General features: G+C 33.5%; 21 protein-coding genes. 17 read left to right on the plus strand and 4 right to left on the minus strand.

The annotated features are described in order from the left end of the window. Positions 1-1,067 precede the first annotated feature (1,067 nt). The 5 genes from P2Q73_RS08840 (at position 1,068) to P2Q73_RS08860 (ending at position 5,995) form a co-directional block, all read left to right on the plus strand. Entirely contained in the window at positions 1,068-2,081 is a 1,014-nt protein-coding gene (locus P2Q73_RS08840; protein ID WP_275786020.1) for an ornithine cyclodeaminase family protein, read from the plus strand. A 14-nt stretch (positions 2,082-2,095) separates the two neighbouring features. Continuing rightward, positions 2,096-3,061 (plus strand): threonine ammonia-lyase, encoded by a 966-nt coding sequence (locus P2Q73_RS08845; RefSeq protein ID WP_275786022.1) that lies wholly within the window; start codon positions 2,096-2,098, stop codon positions 3,059-3,061. Positions 3,062-3,523: 462 nt separating this feature from the next. Then, a complete protein-coding gene (locus P2Q73_RS08850) occupies positions 3,524-4,369 on the plus strand; it encodes a trypsin-like serine peptidase (RefSeq protein WP_275786025.1) in 846 nt (281 codons plus the stop codon). Between the two features lie 482 nt (positions 4,370-4,851). Then, a complete protein-coding gene (locus P2Q73_RS08855) occupies positions 4,852-5,067 on the plus strand; it encodes a hypothetical protein (protein ID WP_275786028.1) in 216 nt (71 codons plus the stop codon). Positions 5,068-5,254: 187 nt separating this feature from the next. Continuing rightward, complete coding sequence (locus P2Q73_RS08860) at positions 5,255-5,995, plus strand: hypothetical protein (RefSeq protein WP_275786031.1); 741 nt, start codon at positions 5,255-5,257, stop codon at positions 5,993-5,995. A gap of 204 nt (positions 5,996-6,199) precedes the next feature. On the opposite strand, the gene P2Q73_RS08865 is transcribed toward P2Q73_RS08860, so the two are convergent. Then, positions 6,200-6,730: a hypothetical protein gene (locus P2Q73_RS08865; protein WP_275786035.1), complete on the minus strand. Its 531-nt coding sequence runs from the start codon at positions 6,728-6,730 to the stop codon at positions 6,200-6,202. Positions 6,731-7,401: 671 nt separating this feature from the next. Between P2Q73_RS08865 and P2Q73_RS08870 the strand changes: the two genes are divergently transcribed. Both P2Q73_RS08870 and P2Q73_RS08875 read left to right on the plus strand, forming a co-directional pair. Beyond that, entirely contained in the window at positions 7,402-7,569 is a 168-nt protein-coding gene (locus tag P2Q73_RS08870; protein ID WP_275786038.1) for a hypothetical protein, read from the plus strand. 456 nt (positions 7,570-8,025) lie between these two features. Next, the gene (locus P2Q73_RS08875) at positions 8,026-8,625 is read left to right on the plus strand and encodes a hypothetical protein (RefSeq protein WP_275786041.1); all 600 of its coding nucleotides are present in this window, start codon (positions 8,026-8,028) and stop codon (positions 8,623-8,625) included. 181 nt (positions 8,626-8,806) lie between these two features. Here P2Q73_RS08875 and P2Q73_RS08880 read toward each other — a convergent pair whose 3' ends face one another. Further along, positions 8,807-11,428, minus strand: coding sequence for a leucine-rich repeat domain-containing protein (locus P2Q73_RS08880; RefSeq protein WP_275786044.1), 2,622 nt, complete (start codon positions 11,426-11,428; stop codon positions 8,807-8,809). A 366-nt stretch (positions 11,429-11,794) separates the two neighbouring features. Here P2Q73_RS08880 and P2Q73_RS08885 point away from each other — a divergent pair, with 366 nt between their 5' ends. Beyond that, complete coding sequence (locus tag P2Q73_RS08885) at positions 11,795-12,157, plus strand: YobA family protein (protein ID WP_275786046.1); 363 nt, start codon at positions 11,795-11,797, stop codon at positions 12,155-12,157. Positions 12,158-12,208: 51 nt separating this feature from the next. Next, positions 12,209-12,724: a hypothetical protein gene (locus tag P2Q73_RS08890; RefSeq protein ID WP_275786049.1), complete on the plus strand. Its 516-nt coding sequence runs from the start codon at positions 12,209-12,211 to the stop codon at positions 12,722-12,724. A gap of 167 nt (positions 12,725-12,891) precedes the next feature. On the opposite strand, the gene P2Q73_RS08895 is transcribed toward P2Q73_RS08890, so the two are convergent. Further along, a complete protein-coding gene (locus P2Q73_RS08895; protein WP_275786051.1) occupies positions 12,892-13,326 on the minus strand; it encodes a hypothetical protein in 435 nt (144 codons plus the stop codon). A gap of 516 nt (positions 13,327-13,842) precedes the next feature. On the opposite strand from P2Q73_RS08895, the gene P2Q73_RS08900 reads away from it, so the two are divergent. The 8 genes from P2Q73_RS08900 to P2Q73_RS08935 all read left to right on the plus strand — a co-directional run bounded on the left by P2Q73_RS08900 (position 13,843) and on the right by P2Q73_RS08935 (position 18,434). Next, positions 13,843-14,127, plus strand: a complete 285-nt coding sequence (locus tag P2Q73_RS08900; RefSeq protein WP_275786053.1) for a hypothetical protein — start codon at positions 13,843-13,845, stop codon at positions 14,125-14,127. A 573-nt stretch (positions 14,128-14,700) separates the two neighbouring features. Then, entirely contained in the window at positions 14,701-15,111 is a 411-nt protein-coding gene (locus P2Q73_RS08905; RefSeq protein ID WP_275786055.1) for a DUF4362 domain-containing protein, read from the plus strand. Positions 15,112-15,246: 135 nt separating this feature from the next. Then, positions 15,247-15,477, plus strand: a complete 231-nt coding sequence (locus P2Q73_RS08910) for a hypothetical protein (protein WP_275786058.1) — start codon at positions 15,247-15,249, stop codon at positions 15,475-15,477. Positions 15,478-15,657: 180 nt separating this feature from the next. Then, complete coding sequence (locus tag P2Q73_RS08915) at positions 15,658-15,891, plus strand: hypothetical protein (protein ID WP_275786060.1); 234 nt, start codon at positions 15,658-15,660, stop codon at positions 15,889-15,891. A gap of 61 nt (positions 15,892-15,952) precedes the next feature. Next, on the plus strand, positions 15,953-16,162 hold the full coding sequence (locus P2Q73_RS08920; protein WP_275786063.1) for a hypothetical protein: 210 nt from the start codon (positions 15,953-15,955) through the stop codon (positions 16,160-16,162). 202 nt (positions 16,163-16,364) lie between these two features. Beyond that, positions 16,365-16,844 carry an NUDIX domain-containing protein gene (locus P2Q73_RS08925; RefSeq protein ID WP_275786066.1) on the plus strand — a complete coding sequence of 160 codons (480 nt, stop codon included), beginning with the start codon at positions 16,365-16,367 and terminating at the stop codon, positions 16,842-16,844. A gap of 166 nt (positions 16,845-17,010) precedes the next feature. Then, positions 17,011-17,733: a sulfite exporter TauE/SafE family protein gene (locus P2Q73_RS08930; protein ID WP_275786068.1), complete on the plus strand. Its 723-nt coding sequence runs from the start codon at positions 17,011-17,013 to the stop codon at positions 17,731-17,733. Positions 17,734-17,876: 143 nt separating this feature from the next. Beyond that, positions 17,877-18,434: a histidine phosphatase family protein gene (locus tag P2Q73_RS08935; protein WP_275786071.1), complete on the plus strand. Its 558-nt coding sequence runs from the start codon at positions 17,877-17,879 to the stop codon at positions 18,432-18,434. 167 nt (positions 18,435-18,601) lie between these two features. Here the strand turns inward: P2Q73_RS08935 and P2Q73_RS08940 are convergent, their stop codons facing one another. Continuing rightward, positions 18,602-19,024 (minus strand): VOC family protein, encoded by a 423-nt coding sequence (locus P2Q73_RS08940; protein ID WP_275786074.1) that lies wholly within the window; start codon positions 19,022-19,024, stop codon positions 18,602-18,604. Positions 19,025-19,475: the final 451 nt, after the last annotated feature.

Consider the following 19,475-nt stretch of genomic DNA (forward strand, 5'->3'; position numbering starts at 1 on the left):
ATATAGTTGATACATTGTGAAATGTTATACTTAAACTAACGCCGCAGTTTAGTTGAAGAAGAAGGTTTTTTTTTCGATTGTGTTGAATAAGTTTATATATGTAAATTATTGAACAAAAGAGATGTTTTACTTCAAGTATAGGGGTGGCACTTTTTTCTTGAACTAACGCAGCCGGTTAGTTAACCAAGAACATACAAAGAATACCTTTAGGGAGTGTGTTAAAGAGATGAAATTGATGTGGGAGAAGAGCCGAACGTTATCTCTTTGGTTAATAGCTATAGCAGGAACATTTCCATTCACTTTAATAAGTATGACAGAAAATTTATGGGACACCCGTCTACTATTACGGAAGGAATCAATGTAGTTGTATTTATTTTGATTTGGCTCATTATTAGTATTTATATGGGGTACTATCAACATAAATATTTTATAAAGTTTTCTCTATTCTATTTTTTCTTCTTAATATTGAGTTGTCTTTTGGGATATATAAATACATTATTTATTTTTGTAGTCATTATGTTACTCTTGGCTGGACCTTTTTATGGATTGGAGTATTTTATATCTACAGATACTAATCTGTTTTTATGGGGCTCTGTTGCAATGCTAATGCTAGTAATATTATGCTATTATGGAGGTTCCTATTTGAATCGTTCAGCAGCGAATAGGATTGAGACTTAATATTTATCTCTAATACCTGCAAAAAGAAATTTAGGTTGTGCTTTTTTCATCTTCAACTAACGGGTGCTTTAGTTAAACTGGACCATCATTTGGATGGTCTATTTTTATGTCCAATACATCAAGTAGGTTTCGGCGATCCAATGTGAAATGTTACACTTAAACTAACGGGGCAGTTTTGTTCAATAAGAATAAATATTTACATTGAACTTTTTTATGTTATTATTAATGTAAATAAAATAACATGGTGCTGTTTTTATCCCCGGGTAAAAACATTAAATAAAGCATTGAGTCTCATTCCCATTAGGGCCTATTTATAGGCGGGGTGAGATTCAATGCTTTTTGTTTTTTATAACCATTGTTATTTAGACAAGTATAAGGAGGTAAAGTCAATGTTTGAATTTAGAGTTTTGAGTAATGAAATCGTTAAACAAGTATTAAAAGTCAATCAAGTGATTGATTTAGTTGAGACAGTTTATAAATCTAAGAGTGAGAGTAAAACTGAAACATGGCCAACTATTTTTTATGATTTTGAGCCAGGTAAGGCAGATATGGACATTAAATCAGGTTTTTTAAAGAGTGAAAAGCTGTTTGGACATAAGACAGTAACATGGTTTGGTGAGAATGAAGAAAAGGGCATACCAACTTTAATAGGATTGATTGTCGTATTTGATGCTGAAACAGGGAAACCTTTAGGGATAACGGATGCTTCGTTCATTACGGGAATACGAACTGGTGCGTCTGGTGCTATAGGAGCTAAATACTTAGCTAGAAAAAGTTCTAAGATTCTACTTGTTCTTGGAGCCGGAAACCAGGCAATTTTTCAAATTGCAGCTACCCTGACAGCATTGCCAAATCTAAAAAAAGTAATGATATCAGCAAGAAATAAAATTAAACTAGAAAGTTTCATTAGCAGTATTTCTCAAAGACTTCAACATGAATTTGGAATCGATACAGAAACAATAATATTTGAAGAAGTTGAATGTTTGGAAAGTGCAGTGAAAAACAGTGACATCATCATCACTGTGACGTCTTCTAGAGTACCGTTAATAAAAAATCAGTGGGTACAAAAAGGAACGCATATTTCCTGCATAGGGGCGGATATGGTAGGTAAACAGGAAATAGAATCTGAAATCATGTCAAAAGCTAGCATTTATGTAGATGACATGGAACATTGTGTACAAGTAGGTGAAATTGAACTACCTCTTAAGCAAGGCATAATTACAGAGAGTAATATCAATGGGGAGATTGGTGATTTAATACTGGGGAAAATTAAGGGAAGGTCCAACGATGAACAAGTAACTGTATTTGATGCTACAGGAATGGCACTTTTAGATCTCTATACAGCAAAAATTGCACTACAGACAGCCGAAGAAAAAGGTCTTGGGATAAAATCAGAAATTTAGAAGGTGGAGTATAAATGATGAGTTTTAATTATAATCATGTTAAAGACGCATATGAACGTATCAAAAATTATGTAACAAAAACACCACTTGAGGAATCTTTTTACTTGGGAGATGAAAGTAAAAAATATTTCTTTAAACTCGAATCTTTACAAAGAGTAAAAAGCTTCAAAATCCGAGGAGCATTAAATAAAATGTTGACTTTAACTAAGGAGGAAATGAGTCATGGTGTTGCTGCAATTTCATCAGGCAACCATGGAAGTTCCGTAAGTTATGCAGCTTCGATTCTTGGAATAAATAATGTGAAAATCATTGTTCCTAAAACTACCCCCCAAAGCAAAATAGACAAAATTCAATATTTTGGAGGTGAAGTAATACTATTAGGAAATAATTATGATGAAGCTCATTCATTAGGGACGGAATTTATAAAAGAACATAAATTAATTTATATTGATGCTTATTACAGTGATCCTCAAATTTATGGTGGTCAGGGTACAGTTGCGATTGAACTTCTTGAGCAAAATAGTGACATTGATACCATCGTAGTGCCGATAGGGGGAGGCGGGCTAATTACAGGAATAGCTGTTGCCGCTAAAACTATAAAACCAGGGATTCGTATCATAGGAGTACAAACAGAAGCATGTCCTGCCATGATAAAATCTTATGAAGACAATACTTTTTATGAAGAATATCACAGTGAGGAATCATTATGTGATGCTCTTGTTGGAGGGGTCGGTAAGCTCAGCTATGATTTGGCCAAAGATTACGTAGATGACTTTATAGCTGTATCAGAAGAATCTATTGCAAAAGCAGTTAGTTTCATGGCAAAAAAGGAAAAGTATATTGTGGAAGCAGGTAGCTGCACTACGATAGCTGCTGTTATGGACTATAGAGAGCGAGTTGGAGGGAAAAACATTGCTCTTGTTTTATCCGGTGGTAATATAGATGGAAATGTATTGACTGATATTTTATCAAAGTACTAAATGGAGTGCCTTTTTTTATATATTTGGAATAGCAAAGGCATTTTCGTTAACTTAGATAAGAACGAAATAGAATTAATATTTTAGAAATTTATAGTCAATAATTAAAATGAAAATTAAGTTCCTTATTCAACTAACGGGTGCTTTAGTTTAAGTTTCGGCTGCCTTTACATGGCAGCTTTTTCGTATTGAGTGATGGAGTTAGATACTTTTGAATCTAACACAATCCAAATATGCTAGATTTGCAAAAAGTCTCCCTTTTGAAATAAAAGAGAAACTTTCAAATCTAACATTTTCCATTGTGCATGATTCATGGTGTCAGCTATTTACTTAATTTTGCTTTGTACTTTTTCTTGATACTTTCCAAATAAGAAGGATACTCACCCCTTGAAATTCATAATAGATGAATAAAGAAAAAGTTAAAACTAATACTATAAAAGATAAATCTTATGAGGCGATAATAAAATGAACTTTTCAATTAAAACATATGATTCTAAAGAAGCTCAAAGCATCTTAGTTTATTGGACACCAGAGAGAAAAGCAAAAGCAACACCTACACCCACTTTAGATCAAGATATAAAAACAATCACAGAAGACCATAACCTAGAAGATCCGTTTGAAGTTGATATAAACCAATATCCATATAAATGTGGAGGGATAATTTTCTATACCAAAGTAACAGCCGATGGTACAGAAGATTTTTACGGATCAGCACAGTTTGTCGCACATTGTCAGATGATTTTAACTGTTGCCCATTGCATTATAGATTCTACAACTGGAGAGGAATACACTAATTTTCTATTTACTCGTGGCTATAGAAAAGAAGAAGAAGTAGTAGAAGGTCAAGATTTTGTAATTGACCAAGTAGGAACACCAGAAGAATTTGTTGGGAGTGAAGGTCACGTCAGACGCTCGTTTGACTTTGCATTTTGTCGTACAACAGAACCTTTTACTGACTGGATGCCCTTACAAATAGGCATACCCTACACTAATCTCCAATCAATCGGGTATCCTGGTAATTTTCAAGATGGAGAACGAATGGTAGCGGTCAATGGGACTAGAGGGGAAATTTTTTCTGATTTGAATTTGGTTCAAATGAAAAACAATCCATTTAGAGAAGGTGCTAGTGGTGGTGCTTGGATTTATAATCCATCTAACGAGCTTGGAAATGATAAGAACATTGTAGTAGGATTAAACGCTGGTGGTGAATCTGATCCTATAATTCAAAGTCCATTATTTCGCCAAGAAACCATTGATCTTTTTAATGAAGTACTTGATGCAACGTGGGAAAATCCAAGAAGATGTAATTAAAAGATTAAAAAACGGAGCGGTTCTTGAGTAAGTTGTTTATTTATATTTATTTCTACTGTATTCAAAATAACGTTCCCAAATGAAAGTTTGGGATTACATGAAAAATGCGTAAACGCTGTTAAATAAACGTTTACGCATTTTGTGTTGGAACATTGTCTATGCAGCTTTTTATGCAAAGTTATATAAATAAAGTTACAATAAGACTTTTCAAGATTTTGCAGAAAACATTGTATGTGTGTTATCTGAATAAAAACCTGTATATAGAGACCATTTATGAACGCTGTAAACCTACATTTTTTAATCGTTCCTAAACTTCAACTACAGGCCCTTTAGTTGAATAAGCGTCCCTTATCTTGTTCAACTAACGGGTGCTTTAGTTGAACAAGTGGCTACCGGTAAGGGTAGCTTTTTCTTATTCAACTAATGCAGCAGTTTAGTTAAACAAAGACTATACAGAGATATACAACTGGGGGGGAGAAAAATTGGAGGAAAACGATAGAGGCACTTTATATTTTAATATGTCTATTGGTACACTAGGACTCCTCATTATTGTGGTAGGATTATTCAAATATGTTGAAACGGTTGGTGGGGATTCTTCATTTGCATTGTTAGGTTTTCCTTTAACAATGATTTACTTAAATTATCTTGAAGGGAAAGCCGGCATAAGTAAAAAATATTATGGATTAAATCAATCATAGCGATTTCTTTACTGCTTATAATTTACATCTTCTTATTAAGCTAACGGGTGCTTTAGTTAAACAAGAAAATGTTATACTTAGCCTTATCATGAACCGATGTTACGTGATAGTAATTAGGGGCAATGGAGTAATCTACGTACTAGACATACGTATCCCAAGCCTAAATAAAGAAAGCAGAGGAATTCCAATGTATTTGAGGGATATAGGTTTGTATTTGGAGTATAAAGCAAATAAAGAATATATAGATGAAGTAATGTTAACTCAAAATTTAACTAAAGAAGAGGCAACAAGACAAGATTATTGGGAGAATTGTAAGGATTTTCATGTATTGTTTGGTGACCAAGTAAGATGTATAGCTAGATTGTATACAGATTTATTAGGAAAGTTTAAGACGGAAGAGACCAAAAAAATAAACATCTTTTGTGTAACTGATTTAGATAAGTTAAATAGTGTACCTAAAATTGCACTTGGATTTACAGATGTATATGTATTCATAGACTTAGAATCCTATTGGAAGCTATCCAATATTGAAAAGAAAAAAGTTATACTAGAAAAAATTAACGAAGGAATATTACAGGTAGCAAATCATTTTTCTTGGGATACTAGTATTTTTAGTAGGGTCTCCAAAGAGGTAATAGATAGAAACTATGTTAATGAATATTCTTTGAAGCAAAAAGCTTCTCCAGATAGAAAACATAAAGCAGAAATTTTTTGCCAGCACGATATTGACTTTATTACTATTTCGATGATTATTAGAGAACGAAAGTCAAATGAGATAATAAAAAATGAATTACTATTTAAAGATAGACCTCATGAATTTAGTTTTGTTCAAAAACTAGGAGATTTAAAATGGATTTCAAATAGCGAGATTACACTTACACATAAATACAAACTCCGTAAAAAGTGGATAGTTAAACTAGAAGAATAACAAAACTCGTTATATAGATGAAAAATAAGAATTATTGGCATGATTATCCTTAATTATTTTCATAATCCTTCTTCAACTAACGGGTGCTTTACTTCAGGAAGGAGTAAAGCCTTTTTTCTTATTGAACTAACGCAGCAGTTTAGTTCAATAAGGGATATTAATCAATTGTGTTGAAAAAGTATACTAGTGGAGAGTGATTCTTTCTTACTCGAACGAGAAACTGTATATTCCTCTCCAACCAACCGTCGATTTTGTTTTATGGGCATAGGCATACCCTCGGTCCACATACAGTGCGCCGTCTGCGTCGATAATGTGATTGACTGCGTCAGAATCAGCTACGTTTCCCGTAGATGGAATCATATTTTCCGGAAAGACACTATTGGGCGAAGCGACGACATTTCGGACATGTAGCTTGATTCCACAGGAATCATTTGAGATTGCCGTCCAATTTGCGGCGTTATTAGGCAACTTGATATAGGTATCATCAATGATTCGAAAGAGACCAACGTTGGCATTCAACCCTTTAGCATCCCCTTTTAAACGCCAGTAATGTGCAGCCAAACGGCCGAGAAAATCTCCTAAATGGGACGTATTCAGCTCTGATAATCGCCGGCCAATTGTCGAATGACTGATCGACTTTAATCCGATTTCTTCTAAAAACTTTGGTTTAGAACAAAGTAATAATAATCGACGTACTAACATATCATTCAAAGGATCTATACGTTTTTTTTCCATTGCGGAAGCTACTTAGCTTTGGACGCTGATATCCTAAAAATAATACATAATATTCAGAAATGTGTTGACATTCAGAAATAAGTAATGATATCCTATAGTAGTTAGATATTCAAATTAGAAATGGAGGTACGGAAAATGACTACATTTAGAACTTTAAAAATTAATCGTATAGTGATTTCGTGCCCAACCGCTAATTATTTTTTTATAAATAATTAATACGGACGGCATGTTATGCCGTTCTTTTTCTATGAGCACACGCTTATGTAAAGTAGCGTGTGCTCTTTTGTGTGCATTTTTAGAAACTTTGGTGTTTTCACGCATTGCGTGTTGCATATATAAACATAATAACAAGAAAAGGAGTGCTGGTGATGATGATCATGAAACAGCGAAGAAAGTTATTAATAAAGGAATCTCTCGAAAGTGGATAGCACCGGTTGGGGAAAGAAAAACCCCAGTTGACTAAAATGATGCTATTGGTTTAATCGGAAAAATAATAAATGAAGGAGGAAAAAAAAGATGATACCAAAAATGAGTGGTAAGCAGATTAATAAATTTGTAGGTAAAAATAAATTGGAGTCGCCAACACACTATTTAGGTGAAAAGTGGCTAACAGGAATGGTGCTAGCCACACCTTAACAATATAATTGGACTTCTCCTTAAGGAGAAAAAAAATGTTTACGATTAACGATATAGAATATGCAAAGCAACGGATGGCTGACTTGGAAAAGGAAGCAAGACAATATAAATTAGGACATAACTACCTATCTAGAAAAAAGAAAATCCAAAAATCTTTTTTGAAAAGAGTCTTGAGTTTTTTTACACGCGTAAATTCAAAATAACCTTCAAAATTGGTAACGATAAGTTGACATAAAGTGACCTTTAATCAGTGGGGGGATTACTGCCAGTTAATGCGGGATAAAGAATCCCATTGAATTCGCTACGGCGCTAGGGACCCCCTCGCTTAAGCCAAGCAGCTTCACCGCTGGTCTGATGACTTTGGCTACCCCTGTTAAGGCACCTGCACTTAGTTCGTTTAGATATTCATTTGTTCGATTTAGATAGATAGTAGTCAATTACCTATTCATAACTAAGAAAAGATCTCTAGGGCGTGTGAGTAGGCACTAGAGATCTTTTTGATTAGAAATATCGATAATTAAGTGAGAGGTACCCGTGTTCTAACACGATTATTGCTGGATTTGGAGATATCCCCTTGAGTCTTTTGAGATTAAAGTTGTAGTAGGTTGTAATTTTTCCTATTCATTAACGACTAATCAATAAATAGAGGGGGAAACACAATGAGAAAATCATGTAATATACTTTTATTTGCTAGCTTCTTTATATCAATAATGATAATAAGCATTACAGTTTCAGCTACAAGTTGGGTTGAATTAAAACCACAAGAGGTTGTTGATAGAGCTGAAGTTATTATTACTGGTAAATATGATTTTACAAGTAAGCCAAAGCCCAGTGGATTTGTTTTTCAAGGTTTAGAATTCAATGTTAAAAATGTTTATAAAGGAGCTATTTCTGAACAAATTATTACAGCAGGGATTGACTATAATGATGTAGGATGGGCTGAGGAATTTCAAAATGAAGAGGGAGAATTCCTCTTATTTTTAGAAAAAAGAAAGGATGCTGATTTCCTAATACCAGTTGGAGGTCCAAACGGTGTGATTCAAGTTCACAACGGAAAAGTTGAAGGTACAAATGATGAAAGAAGGACTTTTTTCGAAGGTTTTCTAAAATTACAACCAGAAAAAACAGTTGAAACAAAATTTGATACCGATAACAATAGTCAGAATAATAAGTCATATCTTTTCTTATATGTTAGTGCAAGTGTTTTACTTGGTATGGCAGTAATATTCCTACTTTATCGCTATAAAAGAAAGAAATAATTTTTTACTAACGGGTGCTTTAGTTGAAGAAGGAAAATTTTTAAAAAGAGCCTGTATTTATGATTACAAGGTAATCTAAGATACAGGCTTTATATTTTAGAACTTATTTCCTCTATAAAAATTTGAATCCAAGACAGACCCGTGAAAACTGTATTATTAAAAGGTGAGCGGAGCCATACCTCTATTTTACTTGTGTCAGCACTGCCTTAGATGGTGTTTCGTATTTCTGATAACCCTTTATGTTAGTGATGAAGAGGTTTCCCCCTACGCCATATTGTCCGCCATACTTGCTGTCATACCGGTAGACTCGATATACTTCTCCAGGTTTTAATACACGTTCGAAGACGAGCTTATCGCCTTCGCGCTTCCAAAGATTGATCCTTTTCGTAATTGTAACGAGTCCACTTTGGCCTTTTTTCAGCTCCAAACCTTTCCAAAAGACAGGCTTTCGTGGTTTAATTTCTTCCCTTATAGGCAAAGTAACAACAATTCTTCCTTCCTTGCTTTTATTTTTATGTTTATCCTCAGCAATAGCCGTAAAGATATCTCCTGGGCTTGGAGCCGGAATCGAGTACTTGAAAACGCCATTCTGATCTGCGAAAGTGTCCCCGATATACCTAGACATTTTATTGATTGTTACTTTTGCATTGGCTTCTGTTTTACCACTAATTTCCTTTGAATCACTTGTCACAGAATCAAAAGCCGGTACCGCAGGCGGCGTAATATCACGTACAGATGAACTGATATAATCGCTCTCTCGTCCTTCCTTATTTTTCGTGAAAAAAACAAGAGAATAACCACCTGGCAGCTTTCCGGTATAGAACTTAAATGTCCCGTCAGCATTTACCTTCTGGGATTGGTCCCGAAACAACCCATCTTTTCTTTCAGCAGTAACATAAATAGTCGTATTAGGCTCCGCTTTTCCTGTAATATATTCATTATGATCGAAAAAATCATCAATATTTGGCATCTGGGGCTTCTCCGTTATATAAATTGGTACGGTAATCGTATCGCTTTTAATCCCCAGTTTTGATTCTGCCCAAACCTGTAATTCCGTTAATCCCTCAAGGCTTGGAAGTGTAAATGTTAACATTCCAGAAGGTTCAACTTCTGCAATCACCTTGCCCTTACTAGATACGACCACTTTGTCTTCATCAAAAGCATGTACGGTCATCTTGTTCGTTTGAAGAGTCACTTCCCCATAAATGGTGGGATCTAGCGGTTTATAGTATTTATCCCTTACTGTTAACAGTAAGGAATGGGAAAAATAAGGGTCATTTGAACCTTTAACAGAGTAGGAAATGGTTGTTGTTCCTTGTTTTTTGGCTAAAATATTGCCTCTTTCCGTTAATTCGGCGACTTCTGGGTTTGAAAATATTATCGTTAAATTTTTTGAGTTAATCCGCTCGATCCAATCCTCATCCTGAATTGAATATTTTGATAAAATTGGCCCGTCATGCACAAAGCCAATTGACATTTCTAATGGTTTTGGTTTACGTAATTGAAATTGATGATAACCTACAAACCTTTTCGGATTTTTTTCATCAGAGACATCAATCAAATTGTATTCGGCAAACAATGATTGCAATACTGGTAGCTGGGTCATTTCACTAATAGAATGGATATAGTTCGATTCCGCGTAAATCGTCTTTAAAGCAGGGAATAGTTTAGCATGTTCTCCTAATATATTGATTTCGGCAATCTTATTTCCATCTATATCCAATTCATCTAAATGTTGATAAGGGATATCTGTTTGAACTAAATTCGATAAATCAGTAATCTCATTTCCTCTCAAATTTATTTTTTCAATTGACGGGAAAAGATAAGACAATTTCTCGGCACCCTCAATGGCAGTAAGTTCATTATTATCGCTTAAATCTATATTTCTAAGGTGCACCAAAGGTTCATTAATCGCATTGAATAAGGTACTAGTATCTTTTAATGAATATGATATCGACAATTCCTCTAATCTTGGCATCACATTAAGAAAGTCATAATTCACTTCGAACCTATTCAATCGAAGATACTTAAGCTTTGTTAGTTTTTTCAAGTCATCTCCCTGAATGACTTGAGTCTTATCAATAGAATTAAAGAGTGATAATGACTCTAGATTAGGTAGGGACTGTAAAAAATGAGAGCTGCCATTAAAAGACAAAGATAATTCCGTCAACTGTGGTGCCTTTGTTAATTCACTATAATCGGGAATCGAGACATCATTTATTGCCAATGTCTTAAGCTGTTGCATCCTTTCGATTCCAGCAAGCGAGGTAACTTGATTTCCCCTTAGTCGAAGTTTTTGTAGGTTCTCTATTAAGGAGATCGAAAGCAACGGTTGATTATGAGTAGAGTTGATCGCTAATTCTCTTAAATTCGGAAGTGCACCTAGCGGAGAGAAATCATTTGCGTAAGTACCAGTTAATTGCAAACTCTCTAAACTATTTATTTTTGAAAGCGGTGTAAGATCTGTGGGACGGCCACTTTCATGGGTGTTTTGAATGGATAATTGTTTAATAGGCAAACCAGCCAATTTCTCCACCCCTTTGAAAGTCCTGACATCCCCAGCATACCAACTCCCAAGCGTTAAGGTACCATTATTTTTCTCCAAACAGGTGGATATTCGATCGATGGTAATATTCTCGTTATATTGACGGTCACATGAGTCAACATATGACGCTAAATTTTCTTGAAGAATGGAATCCTCTAATTGTATGACCGTATTACTTGCTAAATCAGAAGCATATACAGGTGAGTGTAAACTAAGTAAGAATAATGCAAAAAAAATGGATAAAATAGTAAGTTTCATGTAAGTCTTCCTCCTAAATCATATATATCTACTATATTATCTTAGAAAATGAGGATGATAGATATAGGGAGAAAGTGAGTATTTAGAATTAAAAAAGAAAATCTGTATTGTATTGTTGGTAAAAAGAGGGAGTTCTTTTGAGGTCGGTCGAGGATAATACGTTTAAGTGTTTGTTAGGTAAATTGAGCGAATCTCATATAGTATACTATGTAAATGGTTACGAAATCAAACTGACTTTTCCTATAAAGGTTTAAGTTAACGGATACTTTAGTTAAACTCTTTTTTCTTATTTGAACTAACGGGGCAGTTTAGTTTAATAAAGGAAAACGTTTGTTTGATAAAACGCCTATTTTTAGGAGGGATAAAATGAAACTTTTACGGTATTTTTGTATAATTTTAATCTTGCTGAGTTTTATTCTCTTAATAACTGGATGTACAGAAAATAGAACCACACCGAAAGAGGATGTTTTAAAGATTGAAGGTTATATACTTGAAGTAGATGAAGGAAAAATATTGGTTGCAGAAGGTATTACTTCAGAACAATATGAAACAATTATAGATAAAACACTTCAAGAGTTGGATAAGGAAAGGATTTCACTATTCTACTTAAGTTATGAAGATACCAGTAGCTTAAGGAAAGGTTACAAAGTAGATGTATGGATTGATGGTGGAATTAATGAATCTAATCCTGCTCAAGCTGGAGCAAAAAAAATTGAGGTAATAGAATAAAAATAGCTTATTGAACTAACGCAGCAGTTTAGTTGAACAAGAAGTAGTAAAATGGATCTTATAAAACTATTTGTAGAAGGTGAAATTATGGATAAAAATGAGTATTTTCAATCCCTTGAAGAAATAGTTGTTGACCCTTTGTTTATTGGCGATAGTATGCAAGACATAGCCGAAGAAACAGCAAACAACACTTGGTCAATGTCTATTAGCAAGGAATTAGCGACTGAGATAGTAATGGAAGATTTCATAGATTTTTTACGAAGAGTGATGACGAACAGACGTGAGCAAATAAGAGATTCAAATAATCGAGATGGAATGCTCTTCTATATTTGGTTCGATTGGCAATCGGCACAAATAAAGTTTAGTTTAATATCAGATTATGACACTACCTTACCATTCGGATGTGAAATCGAGATTATACATAAACTTGAGCCTATTATTGGGGAGTTTCTAAGATTTCCATATCACGATGGCTTTCCGTTTGAAGATGTTAGAGATGATGAGCAAGTGGAAGAAGACGTAAATGGAGAAACTTTGAAAGTATGCCTCTTAAAAATAAATCGATAACCTTATTCAACTAACGGGTGCATTAGTAAAAAACGGTAAGCAAAATGCAATGAGCTTGGAAATACATTTCCTAGCTCATTTTTATATGTATTCTAAATAAACTTAACATAGCCTTTTAAAAAAGAAAGCTGGATAAAAAAAGAACTATGATAATTGGAGTAAATATATTAATTATTTTGTGGTGTTCTATTAATATTTATTTGTTGCCCTGTTTTATCAGATGTATATTGGAGAACTTGTCCTTCAGAATCAGTATTGTTCTCATCAAAAGAGACACACCACACGAAGTCATAGTTTCTCCCCTGATATGAATACTCGCCATCGATATAATAAACGTTCTTATAAATATCTTCAGTTTCATCATTTTCTAATTCAGGATGCTTATCAGCTCTAATTTGAGCATATTCTACCTCTACACCATCTAATCGATCATATTCCTCAATAATAGTTTCTGCACGAACTGCTAGATTAATTAAAAGTTTTTTATTCGTTATTTTACCTTGTGAGACTTTATAGGTATCGGTTTCATCAGTATTCACTTCATTCCCACAAGCAGTTAATAAAAATACAACTAAAGCAACGACGTAAAATATTCCTTTCATACTCTATCATCTCCCTTTATTCCCTTTTTTTAGTATATTGGAAAGATAAAGAGTAAACAACCTGATTGAGTTTCTTTTTATATAAGAACGATGAGTTAGGAGATACATTTCCAAGCATATTTTTATGTGAATTTTTATTCTCCTATGAAATAACCTGTATAATCTTGTCACTTAGAATGCGAAGTTTCTAAGCCTTAACTGATCTGCGGTCTCCCAAGTTCCGTGAACACTCGCCATGATAAGTATTTGCTTGATCCTATTGTCATCGACTTAAAAAAATAATAATGAATTAGTGTTGAAAGTTTTTGAAGAATTGTACTTAAACTAACGGGTGCGTTAGTTTAACAAGACCATCATTTCGATGGTCTTTTTTTATGTCCATAACTTTAAGTAGATTTTGGCGTTCCATTGTGAAATGTTACACTTAAACTAACGGTGCAGTTTAGTTGAAGAAGAATAATGAAAAATAAAATAGAAAATAAAACATAAAACATAAAACATAAAGGAGAAATAATAATGATTATAGAGGTGTCTTTAGGACCTGATACTCAATATGTACGATGTCTTACTAAAGTAGGAAGAAATATTCGTCAACTTCAAGATGAATTTTTTGAATGGCTTTTCGATAGAAACAATGACCATAAGTATTGGAAATATGATGAAGAGATAGGATATATGGTTAACTACGATGCGGAAGCTCTGGTTTACTGGCTTAATCACATTAGATTTAAAAAAGGAAAGAGGGTTGCTGCATTAATAGCTCATCCAACCATTTCTCCGAAGAAAAAAATTGAATTTTAAGCAATTCTTTTTTAACTAACGAGTGCTTTAGTAAAAGATCATGGGATGCTAAGGTAGCTCTTTTGTCTTCTTGAACTAACGGGGCAGTTTAGTTGAACAAGCTCTAATGCATCCTCGACCTAACTTGTATAAAACCACTATGGTAAATTATATAAAGTTATGGATGGCTAAAGATTCAGGAAAAATTAATAGGTTGGGGGTGAAATCAAATATTAGTTTCTTTTTATATTCTAATGGTAACGTGGGTTATTATATTTACTATGTTTTTATACAGTCAGAAAAGAAAAGGTAAATTAAAAAAGATTACTTTTAATCAATTTGTAATAGTGTGCCTAATTTCTATTGGGTCAATGATTTTAACAATTGGATTTTTGAATCTAATGGGATAAAAGGAATTTAGAGACGTTTTTTTACTAACGGGTGCTTTAGTTAAAGACCAAGGGGTGTTTAGGCAGCTCTTTTTTTAATTCAACTAACGAAGCAGGATAGTAGAATAAGGATTGGAAACTTTATTTGAAATTTAATGTCTAACTGAAAGAGGTGTTAATTATAAAAAAGGTATTTACTTTATTATTGTGTTTTGCATTAGTGGGATGTTCTCAAGAACCAAAAAAAGAAATAAGTGAACCAACTGAACTGTTTGTTAATAAAGGTCAATCACATAATATCGAAGAAGTAATAAATGACCACAATGATATTCAAAATTTAGAGGGTTTAGACAGATTTGTTAAGAATGTGAAAAATCAAACTGAAGCAATAATAAAGTATATTCAGTATGGGACAGAGGGACAAAGAGGAGTTAGGACATTAACGTTTGATGGAGTACAAGTAAATGTTTCTCATAGTGTAGATGGTAGTTTTGTTGAAGAATATAATTGCAAAAAAGTAATAGTTGAAACTGAAGTAGAGATACAAAAATATATTCTCAGCGAATGTACAGGGAGTTTTATTGGGGATTTCGAGTTATTATCAATTCCAAATTAATTCAACTAACGGGTGCTTTAGCTAACAAGTGGGCTGCCTGTAAGGGTAGCTTTTTCTTATTGAACTAACGGGGCAGTTTAGTTCAATAAAGAAGATTTAAAGGAAAGTAATTCATAAAAAAAGGGGGTATAGAAGGTGAACTTATTACTCTGGATAACTACTGGTTTCATGCTAATCGGATTTGTTGTTCTCGTTTCTATGAAAAAAAGTATGGAAAGTAAGCTCGCTTTTATAAAAGTAAATAAGGAAGGCGAGAAAAGTTCAACAACAGCTAAATCCATAATTTGGTGGATAATGAGTACCACAGCTTGGGGAATAGGGGGTATGTTCCTTGTTGTTTGGTGGTTTCATAATTATTTTGGATAACTGTCGGTTTCAAATGTACTTAAACTAACGAGGTGCTTTACTTCAAGAAGGAGTAAAGCATTTTTTCTTATTGAACTAACGGTGCAGGTTAGTTCAATAAGCAGGAACTATTGATTGGTTGTCGAAACAGTAATGATAAAGGAATTTTAAAGAAAAAGACTTAGTGAAAGGAATGAGTTTATGAAAAAAAGAATTTACCTGTTTAGCATCATAATCGTAGCACTTCTTATTGGAATATCTGCTTTGACCATAGTGTTAGTCAACAAGGACACTTCTGAAAAAGAAGCCGAAGAAATATCTAAAGTTAAATTTGAGGATGAATTTACAGACCTTTGGAATAAAATTAATATTACACTAAATGAGAAATCTCCAAATAACTACTATTTCGAAAATATGGATTTGCCACAATGGTGATATTTTCTTATTAAATGGAGAAAGTAAGGGGTTGAAATTAAAAGAAGGAGATAATGTATTGGTGGATTTAACTATAATCCCCGATGGCTTAAGTCATACTGGAGTTGGATACATATTAGATGGGAAATATACAGAGGTATTTTTTGCAGCCGTTTCTGATAAACTGACAACCTCTTTTGATGTAAAGGTGGATGGGGATTATATAATTTGTATTTTCGGTGGTAACGCAAACTTTATTACAATTACAGATGGCGTTATTTCAATTGATTAAATTTGAGTAATGTCTTGTTGATCTAATGGGTGCAAGTAGCTGCCTGTAAGGGTAGCTTTTTCTTATTGAACTAACGGGGCAGTTTAGTTGAATAAGAACAATTAAAGGATTTTATTATTTAACGTTGAAATATATAAACTAATCAAGTGCATTTTCATCGATATAATGTAACTTTTTGAAATTAAATATAGGGGGGTATTAAATGCAGTTTCATATCAGAGTACGAGCAGGTGCAATTATCATAGAAAATAATAATATATTATTAACAGTATATAATGACCCGATAAGAGGTATCGTCTATGATTTACCTGCTGGTGGAACAGAACCAAATGAATCTATTACTGATGCAGTTAAAAGAGAAGCCAAAGAAGAAGCATGTATAGATGTAGAAGTAGGTCCTTTAGCCTTTGTTTATGAATATACACCACATCTTAATCTTGAAAAGTTTGGAAAAATACATACATTAGTTATGATGTTTGAATGCAAAATAATAAACCACACGACTCCAAAATTTCCAGAAAATCCAGATTCGAATCAAATAGATGTTAAATGGCTACCTATATCAGAGTTACAATATGTTGAAATGTATGCTAATATCGGTTCTTATTTACAAAGTTATACCACTAACGGTAGAAACATTGACTTAATCGAAGAACATAAACTAAATCAAGCTGTTAGATGAAATTTTAAGGAAATTAATTCCTTACTTCCTCAACTAACGAGTGCTTTACTGCCAAAAGGGGTAAAGCGTTTTTTCTTATTGAACTAACAGAGCAGGTTTGTTGAATTAGAGAGGATAATATTATCAATGAAAAATATTAATTGGATTGAATTTATAGGAGGTTAATTTGGGCACTGTATTATCTTTTTTTTGTATTATATTAGTGGCTTCTGTCCTGCAAACAAGTACAGGTTTTGGATTTTCCATAATGGCGACACCTTTTTTGTTAATGTTATTTCTTCCACAAGAATCCATACAAATAAATATAATTTTATCTTTAATTATTTCAATTTCATTAATATGGAAAATAAGAAAAGACATTGATTTTTCAATTATAAAGAGGTTTATTATCGGGAGTACAGTAGGGGTACCCTTTGGTATAATGATCTTTATTTCCATTAATATAACCGCATTTAAAATTGGAGTTAGTATACTGCTTTTAGTATTAACTTTGCTGTTAATTCTAAACTTTAGAGTAAAGCCAACTCGCATTAGAGATTTCATAGTTGGGGGGGTATCTGGTCTTTTAACAACAAGCATTGGTATGCCTGGTCCTCCGTTATTGCTTTATTTTACAGGAACTGATACTGAAAAAGGGAAGATAAGAGCAACTACTTTAGCTTTTTATCTGTTTATATATTTTATCAGTCTAATTACTCAAATAATCTTTACTGGTACAAATAAATTAATATGGGAATCAAGTCTTTATGCAATTCCAGGCGTATTTTTGGGGTTGTTTATAGGTCAAATCATTTTCAAATGGCTGAATCAACGGATTTTCAAGATATTTACATATATTCTCTTGAGTTTTACTGGTATTTTTCTTCTAATCGAAAGTTTGAATTCATAAAATATGTCATTATTATACAAACGGCTGCTGGTGTTATAGATCCAGGAATTGTTGCGGCAGCTCCTTTGTTATTGGGGTAACGGCCAGGTTAGTACAGTAAGAAATGTTATATAGGATTATTTAAATTAGGAGTTGAAATTAAATTGACCATTTTATATTTTGTTAGGCACGCACACTCTACATATACACCCGATGAATTAAATAGACCTTTATCAGAACGAGGCTTTAATGATGCAACCAACGTTACTAAATTATTAAAAACAGAGAAAATAGATATTGTTGTTTCAAGTCCGTATAAACGAGCTGTTCAAACTGTCGAAGGCATAGCTGAACACATAAAGAACAAAGTTGAAATTATAGATGGTTTCAAAGAACGTATTTTAACCACAGTCCCTGCCGAAGATTTTAATCATGCTATAACTAAAGTATGGGAGGATTTCAACTTTTCATGGGAAGGTGGAGAGTCCAACATGGTTGCTCAAGAAAGAGGTATAGAAACCACTTATAATTTATTAGAGAAGTACAAAGATAAAAATGTCGTTATCGGTACACATGGAAATATAATGGTTTTAATCATGAATTTTTTTGACAAAAAATATGATTTTTCTTTTTGGCAAAATCTCGATATGCCAGTTATATATAAATTAACTTTTGATGGTAAAGTGCTAAGAAACGTAGAAAGGTTATGGGAAAGAATTTAATATTGTTCTTCAACTAACGGGTGCTTTACTTCAAGAAGGAGTAAAGCTCTTTTTTCTTATTGAACTAAAGGGGCAGGTTAGTTCAATAAGAGAAGGAGAAGTTTTATGTCGTATTTGACACACTATGTGCAACAAAAAAGCTGGTAATTACCAGCCTAAATGATGAGTTATTCAATTGTATCCCATTGTGGATTCCAAACTACTTCCCATAAGTGCCCGTCTGGGTCTTGGAAGTGACCAGAGTATCCACCCCAAAATGTGTCGTGAGCAGGATCAGTTATAGTAGCACCTGCCCGTTTCGCTTGTTCCATTACATTATCGACTTCGGCTTTACTATTAACATTGTGACCTAATGTAAACTCGGTAGGGCTTGATTTGGCTAATGGAACTTTTGCTTCGTGCGCGATGTCTTTGCGATTCCAAATAGCAAGTTTTAAGCCTGAGTGTAAATCAAAGAAAGCAACTGCACCATGGTCAAATTCTTCTCCAACTATTCCTTCCGTTGGTAGGCCAAGGCCATCACGGTAAAAACGCAACGATTTTTCTAAATTATCGACACCTAAAGTGATTACAGTAATTCCTAGTTTCATAAACATGGAGCCTCCTGATTTTTAAGTAAACTATACCATTTGTTTTAGGAGAAAACATAAAATTTGATGTACATTCCGAACATAATGTGTAATAAAAGAGAAGGTGCTTCTTCAACTATTGGGTGCTTTAGTGAAACAAGACCATAATTTAGATGGTCTATTTATTTATCCAAAACTTCAAGTAGATCTTAGAAATCCATTGTGAAGTGTTACACTTAAACTAACGAAGCAGGTTAGTTCAATAAGTGAAGGAGAAGTTTTATGTCGTATTTGACACAAAATGTGAATTTAAAAAGTTGCCTTTTGGCACCACAGAGATAAGAATTTATTATCTATAAGCACTAAGCCAGTCAATTAATTGGTTATAGTTACTTGAGAATACTACATTGTCCTTGGTATTAGAATTTTGAAGGTGATTTAAAATATCCCCTTCTTCTAACAAAAAAGCGAT

This window comes from Bacillus sp. Cr_A10, assembly GCF_029222665.1.
In the GTDB taxonomy this organism is placed as follows: Bacteria; Bacillota; Bacilli; order Bacillales_A; family Planococcaceae; genus Psychrobacillus.

Excerpts from the sequence above, each read along its gene's own strand:
- P2Q73_RS08840 (WP_275786020.1), top strand. The coding sequence starts at position 1,068 with ATGTTTGAATTTAGAGTTTTGAGTAATGAAATCGTTAAACAAGTATTA.
- P2Q73_RS08845 (WP_275786022.1), top strand. The coding sequence starts at position 2,096 with ATGATGAGTTTTAATTATAATCATGTTAAAGACGCATATGAACGTATC.
- P2Q73_RS08850 (WP_275786025.1), top strand. The coding sequence starts at position 3,524 with ATGAACTTTTCAATTAAAACATATGATTCTAAAGAAGCTCAAAGCATC.
- P2Q73_RS08860 (WP_275786031.1), top strand. The coding sequence starts at position 5,255 with ATGTATTTGAGGGATATAGGTTTGTATTTGGAGTATAAAGCAAATAAA.
- P2Q73_RS08865 (WP_275786035.1), bottom strand. The coding sequence starts at position 6,730 with ATGGAAAAAAAACGTATAGATCCTTTGAATGATATGTTAGTACGTCGA.
- P2Q73_RS08870 (WP_275786038.1), top strand. The coding sequence starts at position 7,402 with ATGTTTACGATTAACGATATAGAATATGCAAAGCAACGGATGGCTGAC.
- P2Q73_RS08875 (WP_275786041.1), top strand. The coding sequence starts at position 8,026 with ATGAGAAAATCATGTAATATACTTTTATTTGCTAGCTTCTTTATATCA.
- P2Q73_RS08880 (WP_275786044.1), bottom strand. The coding sequence starts at position 11,428 with ATGAAACTTACTATTTTATCCATTTTTTTTGCATTATTCTTACTTAGT.
- P2Q73_RS08885 (WP_275786046.1), top strand. The coding sequence starts at position 11,795 with ATGAAACTTTTACGGTATTTTTGTATAATTTTAATCTTGCTGAGTTTT.
- P2Q73_RS08890 (WP_275786049.1), top strand. The coding sequence starts at position 12,209 with ATGGATCTTATAAAACTATTTGTAGAAGGTGAAATTATGGATAAAAAT.
- P2Q73_RS08895 (WP_275786051.1), bottom strand. The coding sequence starts at position 13,326 with ATGAAAGGAATATTTTACGTCGTTGCTTTAGTTGTATTTTTATTAACT.
- P2Q73_RS08900 (WP_275786053.1), top strand. The coding sequence starts at position 13,843 with ATGATTATAGAGGTGTCTTTAGGACCTGATACTCAATATGTACGATGT.
- P2Q73_RS08915 (WP_275786060.1), top strand. The coding sequence starts at position 15,658 with ATGAAAAAAAGAATTTACCTGTTTAGCATCATAATCGTAGCACTTCTT.
- P2Q73_RS08925 (WP_275786066.1), top strand. The coding sequence starts at position 16,365 with ATGCAGTTTCATATCAGAGTACGAGCAGGTGCAATTATCATAGAAAAT.
- P2Q73_RS08940 (WP_275786074.1), bottom strand. The coding sequence starts at position 19,024 with ATGAAACTAGGAATTACTGTAATCACTTTAGGTGTCGATAATTTAGAA.